This window comes from Pseudomonas sp. KBS0710, from assembly GCF_005938045.2.
Classification (GTDB): Bacteria; Pseudomonadota; Gammaproteobacteria; order Pseudomonadales; family Pseudomonadaceae; genus Aquipseudomonas.
The window spans coordinates 3,529,742-3,546,990 of the sequence record NZ_VCCF02000001.1; the positions used below are offsets into that span (position 1 = coordinate 3,529,742).

Here is a 17,249-nt window from a genome sequence, read left to right on the forward strand (position 1 = left end):
CCTCCTGAAAACCGCTGCAAAGTCCTTCGCCTGATCACACAGTGCGAGGGATTGCAGATGGTTTTGTTCGTTAGAGCCCGGGCCAAAGGGGCTACCGCTTGAACCCGGCCATTGGCAGGCTGGCCCTGACCCCAATGGACGTGAAGACGGTCGACGTTGAAAGCGTCTTCCGTGATTTTCGCGATTGCCTGAATACCTTTGACGAATGGGCGTCGAGCCTCTGGAGCTTCTCGGCGCTGGATGTCGAGCAGGTGTTCAAGGTCGGGGATGAGGTGGCGCTGGTCGCCCCGATTAACCGCTCCATCATTCCCAGTAGCACCGTTGCCACGTGCCAGGCCAATGGCACGTTGACCCTGGTGCATATGTTCCAAAGCACGCGTTTTGTGCCCATTGGCAACACACCGGTGGTGCTGCAACGCGTGGATCCCAGCGGCGGCCCATTGGGCGAGCCGATCCACCACACCATCGGCCCCAGCGGCATTCTCGAAATCACCGAGTGTGATCGTAATCAATCGTACCGAATCAGTTTTTATCCCGATGTTTCCAAAGATCACGTCAAGGCACTGTACGCGTCTTATCAGTCAGTGATTGCGGGGTTGGAAGAGCGCCTGCGTAAAGAGTGGAACGACACCTTCCAAGCGCAGTGGAGAATTTATACCGACGCCAAACCGCTTGATCAACGCAGGATGCTGGAGAAGGCGGCTCTCAATGGCATGGGCACGGCGCTCTACACCCTTTGGGACAATTTAACGCAGCTGTATGACCTGTTGGCGGACATCAAGCCCAACAGCGAGAAGCTGCTGAAGTACATCTCCCAAGCCGAGCTTGATGAGCTGCTGACACTCAGCAACGACGCGATCGTCAACGGCCTGCTGGTACTCAGCGATGAGCCGCTGTTGTTCATTTACGTGTCGGCAATGGTCAGCTGGATGCGCCTGCTGCCGCCGCAAGACATGCAGGAACTGATGGGCGAAATCACCGGCGAGGTGTTGATCAACTTGCTGTTGATTAGGGCGACGGCGGGCATGGGCGTAGCAGTGCGCCTGGGCACCCAGGCGCTCGCACACATCAAGTCTGGACGGGCTCGGAATTTGCTCGAGTTGCTGGCAAAACAGCTTGTGGGGCCGACGTTGGTGCCACATGCGGCGGTCGCCAAGCCCTTGTTGCTGAGCAGTGCCCCGACGCCAATCAAGACCGTGCCGGTTGCGCCGTTGAAAGCTGGGGATCAGTTGGTTGCCAACCCGGTGCCGGCGGTGCGCGGCAAGACGCAGCAGACCGCGTTGGTGCGCCAGGAACCTGTGGATGATTTGCCAGCTTCTGGCAAGAACCTCAATGGCGATGCGGCGGCACCTGCGGACAAAACCGTTACCAACGGCTGCCCGGTGTCGATGGTCACCGGCGAGGAATTACTGACACTTACCGACGGCACCCTGGACGGGGTTTTGCCGTTCGAGTGGACGCGGTTGTATCGCACCAGTGCGGTGGAAGTGGACTGCGGGTTGGGGTTTGGCTGGAGCCATTCGCTGGCGCACAGGCTTTCTGTTTCCGGTGATTCGGTGGTGTGGACCGATCATGAGAATCGCCGTACCGAGTTTCCGTTGCCTACCGCTGCTCGACCGGCGATTACCAATAGCTTGGCTGAAGCGGCGATCTATTTGGGCGACTTGCCCGATGAACTGGTGCTGGCCCAGGCGTCGCGGTTCTATCACTTTCACGATGGCGTGCTGGTTGCCATCAGCGATGCGTATGACAACCGGTTGCGGGTTTTTCGTGATCGTTTGGGGCGGGTTGAGCGGCTGGATAACGGTGTGGGTCGCTCGCTGTTTCTGCGTTATGAGGCGGGCCGCATTGTGGCGGTGGACTATCAGGTTCATCGCGCCAAAGGGCACGAGCCGTTTGAGTGGGTCACCGAGCAGAAAGTTGTTTCCTACGCCTATGACGATCTTGGCCGACTGGTTTCTGCGACCAATGCTGTGGGTGAAAGCGAGGTTTATCGCTACAACGAGCAGCACGTCATTCTTGAGCGTGGGTTGGCCGGTGGGACGAGTTTCTTTTGGGAATGGGAACGGACTGGCAAGGCGGCGCGGTGTGTTCGGCACTGGGCCAGCTTTTCGCAGATGGATACGCGGTACGCCTGGGGGGATGACGGCCGTGTCACGGTGCATAACGCTGATGGCAGCCGGGAAGTCTATGTTCACGATGACCGTGCGCGGCTGGTGCAGCGCATTGATCCGGACGGTGCTGAGCACTTCAAATCTTATGACGATAAGGGCCGGCTGACGGTCGAGCAGGATCCGCTTGGGGCGGTGACGGCGTACCAGTACGACGAAGCCGGACGTTTGGTGGCGCTGTTTCCGGGGGACGATGAGCCGACGTCCTACGAGCATGACAACGGGTTCGTACGGGTCGTAAGGCGTGGGCTCGCCGTCTGGAAATACGAGCGTAACGATCAGGGCGACGTCATTCGTAAAACCGATCCTGGCGGCAATGTCACGGACTACAGCTACAACAAATATGGGCAACTGACGGGGGTTTGGTTTCCCGACAACAGTTGCCATCGGCTGGTGTGGAATGAGCGTGGGCAGCTGCTTGAGGAGCTGCTGCCCAATGGGGGTATCAAGCGTTATCGCTATAACGACGTTGGGCGACAGGTTGCCCGCGAGGATGAACAGGGAGCGCTGACCCAGTATCAGTGGGACAGCGTGGATCGGTTGATTCGCGTCGTACTTCCAGGCGGCGCAACACGCGAATACAGCTACAACGCCTACGGAAAAATCACCGCCGAACACGACGAACTCGGCCACGTCACCCGCTACGAATACGCCGACGGCCTGCACTTGATCAGCCGCCGTATCAATGCCGACGGCAGCCAGGTCAAGTACCGCTACGACAATGCACGCCTGCTGCTGACTTCAATCGAAAACGAGGTAGGCGAAACCTACCGGCTCGATTACCACCCCAACGGCCTGATCCAGCAGGAAATCGGCTTTGACGGCCAGCGCACGGCTTACGTGTATGACCTAAACGGCTACCTGACGGAAAAAACCGAACACGGCGACGACGGCAGTCAGCTCGTAACCCACTACGAGCGAGACCACGCCGGGCGCCTCGTAAGAAAAACCCTGCCAGACGGCAACATTGTCGACTATGCCTACGACCGCCAAGGCAATCTCCTCAGCGTCGACGACGGCCACTGGGCGCTGGCCTACGAATACGACCTACAAAACCGCCTCACCGCCGAACACCAGGGCTGGGGCAGCTTGCGCTACGGCTATGACGCCTGCGGGCAACTGCACAACCTACGCCTGCCCGACAATAACCGGCTGGTGTTCAACCACGACAAAGGCGGCCACCTTTCCACCGTCGAACTGAACGGCGAAACCCTCACCTCGCACCTGTTCAAAACCGGCCGCGAACACCAACGCCAACAAGGCCAGCTCCTCAGCCACTACCACTACGACGACCAAAACCGCCTGCACGCCCACGCGGTCAGCCAGCAGCAACACACCCTTTACCAACGCCAATACGACTACGACACCACCGGCAACCTCACCCGCCTGCTCGACACCCGCAAAGGCGAACACCACTACCACTACGACCCCCTCGCCCGCCTGACCCGCGCCGACCACTCGCAAGACGTGCAGGAGCGCTTCGGCCACGACCCGGCTGGCAACCTGCTGATGCAAGACCGCCCAGGCCCGGACATCGTGGCGGGGAATCGGTTGATGATCCAAGGCGATCATCACTACGACTACGATGCCTTCGGCAATTTAATCCGCCAGCGGCGTGGCAAGGGTCATCAGCTGATTACTGAGTACCGCTACGACTGCCAGCATCGGTTGATAGGTATTACCCAGCCTAACGGGCAAACCGCCAGCTATCGCTATGACCCGTTTGGGCGGCGGATCAGCAAAACGGTGGACGGGAAAACCACGGAGTTTTTCTGGCAAGGCGACAAGCTGGTAGCTGAACACCACGCGGATCGGCATCGCAGCTACCTCTACGAGCCAGACAGTTTTCGCCCGTTGGCACTGCTGGAAGGTTTTGGCCCACAAGCAACAAAGCCCTTCCACTACCAACTCGACCACCTCGGCACGCCGCAGGAACTCACAAACCCCGAAGGCGAAATCGTCTGGTCCGCACACTACCGCGCATACGGTGAAATCGCCCGCCTAGACATCAGGAAAATCGACAACCCGTTGCGCTTCCAGGGCCAATATTTCGATGCGGAAAGCGGGCTGCACTACAACCGCCATCGCTACTACAATCCAGATATTGGTCGTTACCTGACGCCGGACCCGGTGAAGCTGGCGGGTGGGATTAATGCTTACCGGTACGTGCTCAATCCTACTGGTTGGGTGGATCCGCTAGGTTTGAACACGTGCCCTGAAAACAGCGGCTGCAAACCTTCACTAAGCATTGATGATACCGCTGAACAAGCCTCTATAAAGAAAATAGAACCTGGACCGCCCACTCCTCAGGAAAATGAAGACTATCTTTTTCGTGGAGATAAAGCATCACCTGACGAGGTATTCAAAAATGGGTTTAAGAGCAAAGGAGACAGTGAGGACCTATACTTGCACGCAGTTGACAGTAATGACCCTGCAAGTAACTTCATAAGCACTTCACCTTCGCGGACGGTAGGGATTATGTTCGCCACAAGTTACGGCACTAAAAAAGGTTACTTATACACACTCAAAAGCATTGAGGGCCACGATATAAATTTAGAGTTAGGAAAGCAAACACCTTATCCAAAAGAAAAAGAATTTGCCATCCACCACAAAATAAATTCAGAGGATATTCTAGGCGCCACACCAGTAAAGGCCGATGGAAGCTACATAGGTTACTCAATTCCAAACCCAAATAGGAAATAACATGAAAACGCAAAAAATACAGGTGATCGTCAACGAACAAAAAGCAGAAGTGACAGTAAAATATGACCCTGGAAAACTTACGATGACATTTTCAGAGGCTGAAAACTTTCAGAAAATTTATGAAGGAAAGGACATGTATGCTTGTCTGGCTAAAATTAGAGCAGAATTCCCTCATATAACCTTTCTGTGTAAAGGCGCAAAAATAAATGTGATGCCTTCAAGAATGGCATCTCAAATGAGTGCAGGGCTCGTTGCTTACGAAATGAATTTAGGCAAGCAAGCTACCAATGAAGATATCGTCCGCATCTTTGATTACGAGGAAGAAAACCTAACGAACGATCCAAAAGAACAAATCGACTTCTTTAAAAAATGGCTGGCATCATTGGGTGCACAAGACTATGAAAAATTCAACTGAGCGTAATCTCAAAATACCAAAGCGCACTGCTCCTGTGACGAGCAACCTCACTCGCCACAGGCCCGCAACCCAAAATCAGATCCCAGCCAACGCCAAATCCATCGCAAAATACGTAAAAATCAAATCCGCGCCAGCGCGCTTGATCGATCCCAACGTTTCGCGCACCACCCGGGCCTCGTCAATTGCGCCTGCCTGGGCGCCGAACTTAATCATCGCGTATTCGCCACTCACCTGATACGCCGCCACCGGCAAGCGTGAGGCTTCGCGGATGTCACGGATGATGTCGAGGTAGGCGCCAGCCGGTTTGACCATCAGCGCATCGGCGCCTTCCTGTTCGTCGAGCAGGGATTCGCGCACGGCTTCGCGGCGGTTCATTGGGTTCATCTGGTAGCTTTTGCGGTCGCCTTTGAGGGCGCTGCCGCCGGCTTCGCGGAACGGGCCGTAGAGGGCCGAGGCAAATTTGGTGGAATAGGCCATGATCGGGATATGGGTGAAACCGGCGTCGTCGAGGGCGCGGCGAATGGCCTGGACCTGGCCGTCCATGGCGGCCGACGGTGCGATGACATCGGCGCCGGCGCGGGCGGCGGCCACGGCTTGTTTGCCGAGGTTGACCAGGGTCGCGTCGTTGTCGACGTGGGCGCCGTGCATCACGCCGCAGTGGCCGTGGTCGGTGTATTCGCAGAAGCAGGTGTCGGACATCACGATCATGTCCGGTACGGCGTCCTTGATAATCGAGGACATGCGCGAGACCAGCCCGCGTTCCTTCCAGGTGTCGCTGCCGTTGGCGTCCAGGTGGTGGGACACGCCGAAGGTCATCACCGACTTGATCCCGGCACGGGCATAACGCTCGATTTCACCGGCCAGTTTTTTCTCAGGAATACGCACCACGCCCGGCATGCTGGTGATCGGCACGAAATCATCAATTTCTTCTTCGACGAAAATCGGCAGTACCAGGTCGTTGAGGGTGAATTCGGTTTCCTGGAACAGGCCACGCAGCTCCGGGGAGCGGCGCAGGCGGCGAGGACGGGCTTGGGGGAACTGGCTGGTCATGGCTTTCCTGAATAGCGGCAAAATAATTGGGGCAAAAGCTTATGCCCCTTGGCCCCCGCAGCACAAACGCCCAGGGGCCAATAGTGTATTGCGTGGGCCGTAACAATATATTGATCTAGAGCTGGACTCGCCCTTCGATACACGCCGCCACTGCGCCGCCTACCCAGATTTCATCACCTTGGCGCTCTATGCGAATCCGTCCGGCACGCCCGATCGCGGTGCCCTGGCTGACCACATAACGCTCGGGCGCGAGGCCTTCGGCCAGCAACCATTGGGCCACACCGGCATTCAAACTGCCGGTGGCCGGGTCTTCCTGGGCGCCGTCACCGGCGATAAAAGCGCGCACTTCAAAGTGGCTGTCCACGTCGTCACGCGCCGGATCACAGGCCGCGATGACGCCAATCGCCAAGCCGTGCAATTGCGAAAAGTCAGGCTGCAAGGCCAGCACCTGATCGCGCTCGCCCAGCATCACCGCCAGCCAACCTGCGCCATTATCCACCCACTGGCTGCGCACAACGGCCTCAGGTGCCAGGCCCAAACCCAGGCGCACGCGCTCCAGCAGGGGCGCTTCCACCGCACCGGTGCGCAACAACGGTGGTGCAATAAACGCCAGTTCATCGCCTTGGCGACGGACCCGCACCAGGCCGATTTCGCACTCCTGGATGATCTCCTCACCTTTGGGCATACCGCCTGCCAGCAGCCATGCATGGCAACTGCCCAGGGTTGGGTGCCCGGCGAACGGCAGCTCTTTAAGCGTGGTGAAAATTCTTACCCGATAGTCCGCCCGAGGGTCACGCGGCGTCAGCAAAAACGTGGTCTCGCTAAGGTTGGTCCAGTTGGCGAAGTCAGCCATTTGCTGGTCGGTGAGGCTATCGGCGCCGAGCACGACCGCCAAGGGGTTGCCCTTGAGCGAAACCCGGCTGAACACATCCAGTTGCTTGAAATCGAAAGTCGGCATGTCTTAGCTCGGAATACTCAGGCCACGAATCACCGCCGGGCGGGCGACAAAACCGTCCAGCGCGCGCAGCACATTAGGGAAATCAGCGATACCAACCAAGTCGCCGGACTCGTAGAAACCAATCAAGTTGCGGATCCACGGAAAGGTGGCAATGTCGGCGATGCTGTATTCGTCGCCCATGATCCAGGTGCGGCCCAGCAGGTGCTTTTCCAGCACGCCGAGCAAGCGCCGAGACTCAGCGGCGTAGCGGTCACGCGGGCGTTTGTCTTCGTATTCTTTGCCGGCGAATTTGTTGAAGAACCCGACCTGGCCAAACATCGGGCCGATACCGGCCATCTGAAACATCAGCCACTGCAGGGTTTCGTAACGGGTCGCTGGGTCTTCGGAGAGCAACTGGCTGGTTTTTTCCGCCAGGTAGATCAGGATCGCGCCAGACTCGAACAACGCCAGCGGCTGGCCGCTCGGGCCATTGGGATCGATGATCGCCGGGATTTTGTTGTTGGGGTTCAGGGACATGAACTCCGGCGACAACTGGTCCTGGGTTTCGAAACTGACCTTGTGCGCCTCGTAAGGCAGGCCCAGCTCCTCCAGCATGATCGACACTTTGACCCCATTGGGCGTGGGCAGCGAATACAGCTGCAGGCGCTCCGGGTGCTGGGCCGGCCATTTGCTGTTGATCGGGAAAGCGGCAAGTGCGTTCATCGGGAAGTCCCCAGGCTCAAAGTCCCCATAATAGCCACCTGCACGCCGTCCTGCATGGGTCATCATTGCGCAACATAGCCGCGCTATCGTGCGCGCAGGCGAACCAAAGAGCCGATTCACACTCTTAACTGCGCCATGACGGTGAAAGGAGATACGCCGTAACACTCACAGGTTAAACCGCAGCACGCCGGATGCGTCGCTGGGGCCAGGCTTGCCCGCCTTAATCGCCGCACTGAAGACTCGAACCTCTAATGACAATCAAGCCTCTGTGCCTTGCGCAACGCCTTAGACGTTATGCCTACATCATGTTGCCGCTGTTGCTGGTAGGTGGCGCCATCGGCCTGACCCTGGAGTCGCGCACCAGCCGCGCCGCGCCGGTAGATGGCGTGCAAACCCTGGTGTTCCTGCGCCACGGCGAAAAACCCGTCGGCGGCCTCGGCCAGCTCAATTGCCAGGGTTTGAACCGCGCGATGAACCTGGCCACTGTGCTGCCGGAAAAATTCGGCAAGGCCAACTACGTGTTTGCGCCCAACCCGACGCGCAATGTCGAGGAAGGCGAGCACGACAACTCCTACAGCTACATTCGGCCCCTGATGACCATCAGTCCCAGCGCCATCAAGCTTGGCCTGCCGGTGAACATCAAGTACTCCGCCAATGATACCCACGACCTTGCCGATGAGCTGGTGGAAGACAAGTACCACAACTCCATCATCTACACCGCCTGGTCCCACGGCTACCTGCCGGAGCTGATCAACCGGGTGGCCAGTGAAGCCTCGGGTGAAAAACACACCATTACCGACGATTGGTCCGGTGGCGACTATGACACCCTGTATGTGCTGACCTTGACCTGGCACAACGGCAAGGCCTCGTTGCTGAGCCGCAACTACAAGCAAGGCCTGGATAACGGCCAGCAGACATGCCCGGATGCAACCCAAGTGAGCGCGGATATCTGAAGCCTGCGCAACACAGGCGTATGATGCCCCGCTATTGAATCATCTGCGGACCTGCACCATGCCCAACCTCATCTCCACCCAGCCCAACCGGGGCTGGTCGTTCTGGTGGAAACCAGCGCTGTTCGTGTTGGTGGCCTGCATCGGCCTCTATTACGTGAAGTGGTCGCCCTACTACCTCAAGGCCTTTGTCGCTGCGGATAACCACAGCATCGGCGCCTCAATCCTCAACGATCAGCAAAGCTCACCCCTGGCCGCGGCACTGGCCTATGCCCAGGTGTATTTCCTGGCGATCTGGAAAGCCGCCGTGCTGGCGGTGATTCTGGGTTCGCTGCTGCAAGTGTTGATCCCCCGTGACTGGTTGCTACGCCTGTTCGGCCGCGCCGGGCTGGGTTCGACCCTGCGTGGCGGGCTGTTCGCCTTGCCGGGGATGATGTGCAGTTGCTGCGCGGCCCCGGTGGCAGCGGGCATGCGCCGTCAGCAGGTGTCGGTGGGTGCGGCGCTGGCCTTCTGGATCGCCAACCCGGTGCTGAACCCGGCAACCTTGGTGTTCATGGGCTTTGTGCTGGGTTGGGGCTTTACTGCGCTGCGGCTGGTGGCGGGGATTGTGCTGGTGGTGGGCGTGTCGTTGGTCGCACAACGCATTGCCCGTCCCGACCACGTGCCGGAAGCAGCATTGGACGCCGTGGCTGATGTGAGTCAGGCCGAGTCGCAGCCATTTCTGAGCCGGTGGCTGCGAACCCTGTGGCAGCTGTTCTGGAGCACGATCCCGATCTATATCGTCGCCGTACTGATTCTGGGCGCCGCGCGGGTGTGGCTGTTTCCCCATGTCGACGGGGCCATGGCCAATAGCCTGGTGTGGCTGATACCGCTGGCCATCGTCGGCACGCTGTTCGTGATTCCTACGGCAGCCGAGATTCCTATCGTACAAACCATGATGACATTGGGCATGGGCACCGGCCCGGCCGTGGCGTTGCTGATGACCTTGCCCAGCGTGAGCCTGCCGTCGCTGTTGATGCTGCGCAAGGATTTCGACGCGCGGGTGCTGGTGACGGTGGCTGGGCTGACTATGTTGGTGGGGGTGGTGTGTGGGTTGATCGGGGCGGTGATTCTTTAGGATTTGCTGTGAGGCTTAGGGCCTCTTCGCGAGCAAGCCCGCTCCCACATGTTGACTTGTGAATGCAGTCAAATGTGGGAGCTGGCTTGCCTGCGATGAGGCCCTCAAACCCACTGCATTAGTTGCGCCTGGCAACCCGCTCACGCAAGTACTCCACCACAGCGCCCTGCTCCCCGGCAAACTCGATCCGCGCGCCTTTGCTTTCCCGCTGGAACGCATACATCGGGTCGTAATACTCGCGCAACAAGCCTTCGATCCACACCCGGTGCAAGTCCACCGCCCCGCTGCGCGCCTGCTCTGCCAGGGCATCCTGCAAAATCGTCTGCAACCGCTGAAAGCGTTCGCCCCCCAGGCGCTTGTGGATATTGGCCAGGCTCTGAGTCAGGCGCTCGGCAAACAGGGCCTGCCCGCTTTCGCCAAACATCAGGATAAATTCGGCACAAAGATCAACCACGTAATCACGCAAAATCCGTTCGACGCGGCCTTCAACACTATCTTCCAGCCATACCATCGGAAACGACTGCATGCCCTTGTGCAACGGCAACGGCAGCGCACAGCTGCCGATCATGCGGCTTTCGTCTTCGACCACAAACTGTTCGATACCACCCGCGCGTTTCTTCAGCAGGTCCACCGCCAGGCGGTTCTCAAAGTCGATGTTGGACGGTTGCGCCGTGGCGCGCTTGCCGAAACTGGAGCCGCGATGGTTGGCGTGCCCTTCGAGGTCCAAGGCATTGCGCAACTGGCCCAACACCTCGGTTTTGCCGGTGCCAGTCATGCCGCCGAGCAAGACGAAATCACACTCGGCCGTCGCCTGCTCCAGGGTTTCCAGCAGAAAGGTGCGCATGGCCTTATAGCCACCGCCGACGCGCGGATACTCGATACCCGCCTCGGTCTTCAACCATTGCTGCACGATCTGCGACCGCAACCCGCCGCGAAAGCAGTACAGGTAGCCGTCGGGGTTGGCCTGGGCGAACTGCGCCCAATGCTCGATGCGTTCGGCCTTGATTGCCCCGGACACCAGTTCATGCCCCAGCACGATGGCCGCTTGCTGGCCTTGCTGTTTGTAGCAGGTGCCAACCCGCTGGCGTTCGTCGTCGGTCATCAGCGGCAGGTTGACCACGCCGGGGAACGCGCCCTTGGTGAACTCGATCGGCGCGCGGGTATCCATCATCGGCCGATCGTTGAGGAAGATGTCGCGGTAGTTGGTGATGTCAGTTGCCATCAAAACACCTCTACCGCGTGGGTCTGTCGCTCAACCAGTGCGCCGATCGGCTCAAGGTTCAGGCCCAGTTCAACAGCCACGGCGTGAAACTCGGCGTCGCCCTCTGGGGTGACGGCAATCAGCAGGCCGCCACTGGTCTGTGGGTCGCACAGCACGCGCTTGTGCAGTTCCTGCAGACGCCCCAGCTTGCTTGAATAGCTGTCGAAATTGCGCAGGGTGCCACCGGGCATGCAGCCTTGGTCCAGGTAGTCCTCGATCCCAGGCAGGAGTGGGACGCTGGCGTATTCGATGCGGGCCGTGAGACCACTGCCGTCAGCCATTTCCACCAGATGGCCCAACAGGCCGAAACCGGTGACATCGGTCATGGCCGTTACGCCGGCCAACTTGCCAAAACGGCTGCCAGGCTTGTTGAGCGTACACATCCAGTCACGGGCCAGGCCGATATCCGCTTCGCGCAATTTGCCCTTCTTCTCGGCGGTGGTAAGGATGCCGATGCCCAGCGGCTTGGTCAGGTACAACTTGCAACCGGCGGTGGCGGTGTCGTTGCGCTTCATATGGCGCTTTTGCACGATGCCGGTCACGGCCAGGCCGAAGATCGGCTCCGGCGCGTCGATGGAGTGCCCGCCGGCCAGCGGGATGCCGGCGGCGTCGCACACCGAGCGGCCGCCACGGATCACTTCGCGGGCGACTTCCGGCGCCAGCACATTCACTGGCCAGCCCAGAATCGCAATGGCCATCAGCGGGTCGCCGCCCATGGCGTAGATATCGCTGATGGCGTTGGTGGCGGCAATACGGCCGAAGTCGAAGGGATCATCGACAATCGGCATGAAAAAGTCGGTGGTGGAGACCACGCCGCGCTCGTCGTCGATGGCGTACACCGCCGCGTCGTCACGCGAGGCGTTGCCCACCCACAGGTTGGGGTCGAGGTTCTGTGCGCCGCTGCCGGCGAGGATCACTTCCAGCACCTGGGGTGAAATCTTGCAGCCGCAACCCGCGCCGTGGCTGTACTGGGTGAGGCGAATCGGCTCGTTCATGGTGGACCTCAAGGTAACAAGTGGGCCGATTCTAACAGACAGCAAAAAGCCGGCTGGGCTCTTGTGAGCACAGCCGGCCTTTTTGCTTCAGCGCTTACTGGCGGGCAGCGAGCAAGCGTTTGTGACGGTTACGCCGGGCGATGTTCAGGCATTCGATCGCCGCCGAGAACGCCATGGCCGCATACACGTAGCCTTTCGGCACATGGGCGCCGAAGCCTTCGGCGATCAGCGTCATGCCGATCATGATCAAGAAGCCCAGGGCCAGCATCACCACGGTCGGGTTGTCGTTGATGAACTTGGCCAACGGCTCAGCCGCCACCAGCATCACGATCACCGAGACCACTACGGCGATGATCATGATCGGCAAGTGCTCGGTCATGCCCACGGCGGTAATGATGCTGTCGATGGAGAACACCAGGTCGAGCAACAGGATCTGCCCAATGGCGGCGGCAAAGCCGATGGCCACGGTGTTGCTGACGGAGGCCTTCTCCTCGGGCTCCGGGTCCATGCTGTGGTGGATCTCGGTGGTGGCCTTCCACACCAGGAACAGGCCACCGGCGATCAGGATCATGTCTTTCCACGAGAACGCCTGGCCGAAAACTTCAAACACCGGCGCCGTCAACTGCACGATAAACGCGATGGTGCTCAACAGGCCCAGACGCAGGATCAATGCCATGCTGATGCCGATACGCCGCGCTTTGGCCCGGTGTTTTTCGGGCAATTTGTTGGTGAGGATCGAGATGAAGATCAGGTTGTCGATGCCCAGCACGATTTCCATGACGATCAAGGTGGCCAGTGCGACCCAGGCGGTCGGGCTGGCAGCCAGTTGTAAAAGGTAGTCCATAGGTCAGTCCTGACGTTGTGCTGGGGAATTAAGCTTCTTTACCGTTGGTTTCAGATTCTTTTTCGGCCTGATCAGCGTCTTTTTCAGGCTGGATCAAACCTTGGGTCGCTTCACTCAATGCCTGCTCGGCGGCCTTGTGGGTATCATCGATGGCTTGTTTGGCCGATTCGGTGGCTTTGCCCAGCACCTGCTGCGCGCTCTTTTCGACTTGATCACAGCCGCTGACCATCACCAATGAAAGCGCAAGTACGGACGCCGCGCCCAGGGAATTGAGTTTCATCATGTATTCCTCGTTAGAACCATTGGGTCCAAGTAGTGGCCCCTCGATAGCGAGGCATTCTATGCAGCTGAACACTTCAGTAAAATTCGTATTTTTCTCACGTATACTTCGATTTTTACGAAGTGTAGACCGCCATGCTCAATTATCGACAATTGCATTACTTCTGGGTGGTGGCCAAGACCGGCAGTATTGTGCGCGCCTGTGAGCAACTGAACCTCACGCCGCAGACCATCAGCGGCCAGATCAGCCTGCTGGAGCAAACCTTTGGTATCGCGCTGTTTCAGCGCGTCGGTCGCCAATTGGAACTCACTGAAGCCGGGCGCCGGGCCTTGCCCTACGCCGAGCAGATGTTCCAGACCGGTAACGAGTTGGAAGCCATGTTGCGCGCAGCGCCCGACGAACAGCAGATCCTGTTTCGGGTCGGGGTCGCGGATGTGGTGCCCAAATCCATCGTTTACCGGCTGATCGCGCCGACCATGGAGCTGAGCGAGCCGATCCGCATCACCTGCCGCGAAGACAAACTCGAACGGTTATTGGCCGACCTGGCGATCCAGCGCCTGGACCTGGTGATCTCCGACAGCCCGATGCCCACGCACCTGGACATCAAAGGCTACAGCCAGAAACTGGGGGAATGCGGCATCAGTTTTTTCGCCACCCAGGCGTTGGCTGACCAGTATGGCGGCGATTTCCCACACTGCCTGCAAGGTGCGCCGTTGTTGATTCCGGGCGCAGAGACGGTGGTACGCAGCCGCTTGCAACGCTGGTTTGCCGAGCAGCAGATCCAGCCAAAGATCATCGGCGAGTTCGATGACAGCGCGTTGATGCAGGCATTCGGCCAATCCGGCAGCGGGATTTTTATCGCTCCCAGCGTGATCGCCGATGAGGTGGTGCGCCAATATGGCGTGGCGCTGATCGGCCAGACCGATGCGGTCACCGAGTCGTTCTACGCGATCTCGGTGGAGCGCAAGATCAAACACCCCGGTATCGTCGCGATTACCGAAGGCGCGCGGCGCGAGCTGTTTACCGCCCTGCCCTGACGGCAAGGTGTGGGAGCTGGCTTGCCTGCGATAGCATCAGCTTGGTCTCACTGATACACCGAGGTGCCTGCATCGCGGGCAAGCCCGGCTCCCACATAAGCCTGATCCCATCCAAGCCAGGCTGACTCAAGCGCAGGCAGGCATCGGTTTCGCGGTCATCAACCACAGCGCCAGCAAAATCGACGCCAGGATAAACCCGGACGCCGCAAAGCCCAGGTTGGCAAGACCCAGGGTGTCGATCACATGCCCACCCACCATGGCCCCCAGGCCAATCCCCAGGTTGGCCCCGGCGATGTTCAACGACGCCGCAAACGCCGGGGCGTGGGGCGCGGCTTTCATCAAGCGCACATGGCTGACCAGAAACATCGCCGCCTGGGTCACGCCCCACACCGCCATCGCCGCTGCCAGGCCAATGGCGGAGTGAATCGCCGGGACCACTGCGACCATGCCGGCGATCATGAACCCACAAAACACCATCGACGCGATCAACGGATGACGGTCCACCGCACGCCCGCCAAGGGCGTTGCCGATCAGGCCCACCGCGCCAAAGCCCATCAGGCACCAGCCCACCAGCGTGCCGTCGAAGCCGGCCAGGCGCTCAAGGATGTCCGCCAGGTAGGTGTAAGCGGTAAACATGCCGCTGAACACCAGAATCGACAGCAGGATATGACCCTGCATCAGCGGGCTGCGCAGGATCTTGAACTGCGAGCGCAGGCTCACCTGATCGTTCTTCGGCTTGGTCACCGGCAAATAGATAAACAGCAGCAAGGCCTTGGCCAGCGCCACCACGGCGAGAATCGCAAAGGCGGTGCGCCAGCCGAACATATCGGAAATCAAGGTGCCCACGGGAATGCCGAACACCGTGGCGCAGACAATTCCGAAACCGATCTTTTCAATGGCCCGGCCGGCAAATTCCGGCCCGACGATATCCACCGCCGTTTCACTCGCCAAGGCCCAAAACACCGGCAAACCCAACGCCGGGATCAAACGCGCCAAGGCCATGACCCAGATGTTCGGCGCCAATGCCGCCACCGTATTGGCCAGCGCAAACATGATCAGGATGCAGATAAACAGGCGCTTGCGCTGGAACCGCGCGAAGTACGCGGTCAGGAATGGCCCGAACGCCGCCACGGTAAACGCAAACAACGTCACCAGCAGCCCGGCCTGGGACACGCTGACATTCAGGTCCCGGGCGATCGACGGTAGCAGCCCGACAATGATGAATTCTGTGGTCAGCACGGTAAAACCGGCAGCCGACAGCAGCAGGATAGGGAACAACATGAAAACTCCAGAAACGACGACATCAACGACAGCCCGAAGGGCTCGCTGACAGAGAGGAAAGATGAGAGGTGGCGATCTTAACAGAATATGTCTTGGCCTGGCCAAACCCTACAGATGCGGGTGACGGAATGCCGCACCGAATGGGACGCTTCCTACAGCATGTTAGACTTCCGGCCTGCTTCCTACGGCGCTATCTGCCTGCAATGCTGCGTCCTACTAAAAAAACTAGAGACAACTGTTTATGACTGCTGCCCCTTCCCTGCTGCAACGACTGATGCGCGTCAGCCTGGTCACCCAAATTGTCATCGGCCTGGTGGCCGGTATCCTGCTCGCCCTGTTCTTGCCCGAGGCGGCGCGCGCCACCGGGTTTATCGGCAAGGTATTTGTCACCGCGCTGAAAGCCGTGGCGCCGATTCTGGTGTTCGTATTGGTCATGGCGTCTATCGCCAACCATAAACATGGCCAGGAAACCCATATCAAGCCGATCCTGTTCCTGTACCTGCTCGGCACCTTTGCCGCTGCCGTCGTCGCGGTGGTTGCCAGCATGCTGTTCCCGTCGTCTTTGGTGCTGGCCACCCATGACGTCGCCGTCAGCGCCCCCGGCGGCATCGGCGAGGTGCTGCAAAGCCTGCTGCTGAGCGTGGTGGATAACCCGGTGAGTGCGCTGATGAATGCCAACTTCATCGGCATCCTGGCCTGGGCCATCGGCATGGGCATCGCGATTCGCCATGCAGGTGTTACTACTCGCACGGTGCTCGATGACCTGTCCAATGGCGTCACGCTGATCGTGCGCGTGGTGATTCGCTTTGCGCCGCTGGGCATCTTTGGCCTGGTGGCCTCGACCCTGGCCACCTCCGGTTTCGGCGCCCTGCTCGGCTATGCGCACCTGCTGGTGGTGCTGATCGGCTGCATGCTGTTCGTCGCGCTGGTGATCAACCCGGCGATCGTGTTCTGGAAGCTGCGCCGCAACCCTTATCCGCTGGTGCTGATGTGCTTGCGCGAAAGCGGCATCACCGCGTTCTTCACCCGCAGTTCGGCGGCGAATATCCCGGTGAACCTGGCGCTGAGCAAACGCCTGGGCTTGCATGAAGACACTTATTCGGTGTCGATCCCGCTGGGCGCCACCATCAATATGGCCGGCGCGGCGATTACCATTACCGTGTTGACCCTGGCCGCCGTGCACACGCTCGGTATTGCCGTGGACATGCCCACCGCCGTGCTGCTCAGCGTGGTCGCGGCGGTATGTGCCTGCGGTGCGTCGGGTGTGGCCGGTGGCTCGTTGCTGCTGATTCCCCTGGCGTGCAGCCTGTTCGGCATTCCCAGCGAGATAGCCATGCAGGTGGTGGCCGTGGGCTTCATCATCGGTGTGCTGCAGGACTCGGCAGAAACCGCGCTCAATTCATCCACCGATGTGCTGTTCACGGCCGCCGCCTGCCTGGGCAAGGACGAGCAAGCAGCTTAAACATCAGGCGTAAAAAAGCCCGG

Annotated in this window: 14 protein-coding genes; 6 read left to right on the top strand and 8 right to left on the bottom strand. The window is 59.4% G+C overall.

Annotated features, from left to right (window positions below):
• Positions 1 to 134 precede the first annotated feature (134 nt).
• Together FFI16_RS15855 and FFI16_RS15860 are read left to right on the top strand one after the other, a co-directional pair.
• Positions 135 to 4,874: an RHS repeat-associated core domain-containing protein gene (locus tag FFI16_RS15855; RefSeq protein ID WP_138817400.1), complete on the top strand. Its 4,740-nt coding sequence runs from the start codon at positions 135 to 137 to the stop codon at positions 4,872 to 4,874.
• Position 4,875: 1 nt separating this feature from the next.
• Positions 4,876 to 5,289, top strand: coding sequence for a hypothetical protein (locus FFI16_RS15860; RefSeq protein WP_138815501.1), 414 nt, complete (start codon positions 4,876 to 4,878; stop codon positions 5,287 to 5,289).
• Between the two features lie 75 nt (positions 5,290 to 5,364).
• On the opposite strand, the gene hemB is transcribed toward FFI16_RS15860, so the two are convergent.
• The 3 genes from hemB to FFI16_RS15875 form a co-directional block, all read right to left on the bottom strand.
• Complete coding sequence (gene hemB, locus FFI16_RS15865) at positions 5,365 to 6,339, bottom strand: porphobilinogen synthase (RefSeq protein WP_069786976.1); 975 nt, start codon at positions 6,337 to 6,339, stop codon at positions 5,365 to 5,367.
• Between the two features lie 115 nt (positions 6,340 to 6,454).
• A complete protein-coding gene (locus FFI16_RS15870) occupies positions 6,455 to 7,297 on the bottom strand; it encodes a PhzF family phenazine biosynthesis protein (RefSeq protein WP_138815500.1) in 843 nt (280 codons plus the stop codon).
• Positions 7,298 to 7,300: 3 nt separating this feature from the next.
• Entirely contained in the window at positions 7,301 to 7,999 is a 699-nt protein-coding gene (locus FFI16_RS15875) for a glutathione S-transferase N-terminal domain-containing protein (protein WP_138815499.1), read from the bottom strand.
• Positions 8,000 to 8,250: 251 nt separating this feature from the next.
• Here FFI16_RS15875 and FFI16_RS15880 point away from each other — a divergent pair, with 251 nt between their 5' ends.
• On the top strand, positions 8,251 to 8,952 hold the full coding sequence (locus tag FFI16_RS15880) for a histidine phosphatase family protein (RefSeq protein ID WP_138815498.1): 702 nt from the start codon (positions 8,251 to 8,253) through the stop codon (positions 8,950 to 8,952).
• 58 nt (positions 8,953 to 9,010) lie between these two features.
• Positions 9,011 to 10,066 carry a permease gene (locus FFI16_RS15885; protein WP_138815497.1) on the top strand — a complete coding sequence of 352 codons (1,056 nt, stop codon included), beginning with the start codon at positions 9,011 to 9,013 and terminating at the stop codon, positions 10,064 to 10,066.
• Between the two features lie 118 nt (positions 10,067 to 10,184).
• On the opposite strand, the gene mnmH is transcribed toward FFI16_RS15885, so the two are convergent.
• The 4 genes from mnmH to FFI16_RS15905 all read right to left on the bottom strand — a co-directional run bounded on the left by mnmH (position 10,185) and on the right by FFI16_RS15905 (position 13,446).
• Positions 10,185 to 11,288, bottom strand: a complete 1,104-nt coding sequence (gene mnmH, locus FFI16_RS15890; RefSeq protein WP_138815496.1) for a tRNA 2-selenouridine(34) synthase MnmH — start codon at positions 11,286 to 11,288, stop codon at positions 10,185 to 10,187.
• Complete coding sequence (gene selD / locus FFI16_RS15895) at positions 11,288 to 12,322, bottom strand: selenide, water dikinase SelD (RefSeq protein ID WP_138815495.1); 1,035 nt, start codon at positions 12,320 to 12,322, stop codon at positions 11,288 to 11,290. Before selD ends, mnmH begins: the two co-directional genes overlap by 1 nt.
• A 94-nt stretch (positions 12,323 to 12,416) precedes the next feature.
• Positions 12,417 to 13,166: a TerC family protein gene (locus tag FFI16_RS15900; RefSeq protein ID WP_138815494.1), complete on the bottom strand. Its 750-nt coding sequence runs from the start codon at positions 13,164 to 13,166 to the stop codon at positions 12,417 to 12,419.
• Between the two features lie 28 nt (positions 13,167 to 13,194).
• Positions 13,195 to 13,446 carry a hypothetical protein gene (locus FFI16_RS15905; RefSeq protein ID WP_138815493.1) on the bottom strand — a complete coding sequence of 84 codons (252 nt, stop codon included), beginning with the start codon at positions 13,444 to 13,446 and terminating at the stop codon, positions 13,195 to 13,197.
• Positions 13,447 to 13,580: 134 nt separating this feature from the next.
• Between FFI16_RS15905 and nhaR the strand changes: the two genes are divergently transcribed.
• Entirely contained in the window at positions 13,581 to 14,483 is a 903-nt protein-coding gene (gene nhaR, locus FFI16_RS15910) for a transcriptional activator NhaR (RefSeq protein ID WP_138815492.1), read from the top strand.
• A 126-nt stretch (positions 14,484 to 14,609) separates the two neighbouring features.
• Here nhaR and FFI16_RS15915 read toward each other — a convergent pair whose 3' ends face one another.
• The gene (locus FFI16_RS15915) at positions 14,610 to 15,764 is read right to left on the bottom strand and encodes an MFS transporter (protein WP_138815491.1); all 1,155 of its coding nucleotides are present in this window, start codon (positions 15,762 to 15,764) and stop codon (positions 14,610 to 14,612) included.
• Between the two features lie 241 nt (positions 15,765 to 16,005).
• Between FFI16_RS15915 and sstT the strand changes: the two genes are divergently transcribed.
• Complete coding sequence (sstT, locus tag FFI16_RS15920) at positions 16,006 to 17,226, top strand: serine/threonine transporter SstT (protein ID WP_138815490.1); 1,221 nt, start codon at positions 16,006 to 16,008, stop codon at positions 17,224 to 17,226.
• The last annotated feature ends 23 nt before the right edge of the window (positions 17,227 to 17,249 follow it).

Bases quoted from the DNA above. Each gene is read 5' to 3' on its own strand.
- FFI16_RS15855 (WP_138817400.1), top strand. From the start codon at position 135: ATGGACGTGAAGACGGTCGACGTTGAAAGCGTCTTCCGTGATTTTCGC.
- FFI16_RS15860 (WP_138815501.1), top strand. From the start codon at position 4,876: ATGAAAACGCAAAAAATACAGGTGATCGTCAACGAACAAAAAGCAGAA.
- hemB (WP_069786976.1), bottom strand. From the start codon at position 6,339: ATGACCAGCCAGTTCCCCCAAGCCCGTCCTCGCCGCCTGCGCCGCTCC.
- FFI16_RS15870 (WP_138815500.1), bottom strand. From the start codon at position 7,297: ATGCCGACTTTCGATTTCAAGCAACTGGATGTGTTCAGCCGGGTTTCG.
- FFI16_RS15875 (WP_138815499.1), bottom strand. From the start codon at position 7,999: ATGAACGCACTTGCCGCTTTCCCGATCAACAGCAAATGGCCGGCCCAG.
- FFI16_RS15880 (WP_138815498.1), top strand. From the start codon at position 8,251: ATGACAATCAAGCCTCTGTGCCTTGCGCAACGCCTTAGACGTTATGCC.
- FFI16_RS15885 (WP_138815497.1), top strand. From the start codon at position 9,011: ATGCCCAACCTCATCTCCACCCAGCCCAACCGGGGCTGGTCGTTCTGG.
- mnmH (WP_138815496.1), bottom strand. From the start codon at position 11,288: ATGGCAACTGACATCACCAACTACCGCGACATCTTCCTCAACGATCGG.
- selD (WP_138815495.1), bottom strand. From the start codon at position 12,322: ATGAACGAGCCGATTCGCCTCACCCAGTACAGCCACGGCGCGGGTTGC.
- FFI16_RS15900 (WP_138815494.1), bottom strand. From the start codon at position 13,166: ATGGACTACCTTTTACAACTGGCTGCCAGCCCGACCGCCTGGGTCGCA.
- FFI16_RS15905 (WP_138815493.1), bottom strand. From the start codon at position 13,446: ATGAAACTCAATTCCCTGGGCGCGGCGTCCGTACTTGCGCTTTCATTG.
- nhaR (WP_138815492.1), top strand. From the start codon at position 13,581: ATGCTCAATTATCGACAATTGCATTACTTCTGGGTGGTGGCCAAGACC.
- FFI16_RS15915 (WP_138815491.1), bottom strand. From the start codon at position 15,764: ATGTTGTTCCCTATCCTGCTGCTGTCGGCTGCCGGTTTTACCGTGCTG.
- sstT (WP_138815490.1), top strand. From the start codon at position 16,006: ATGACTGCTGCCCCTTCCCTGCTGCAACGACTGATGCGCGTCAGCCTG.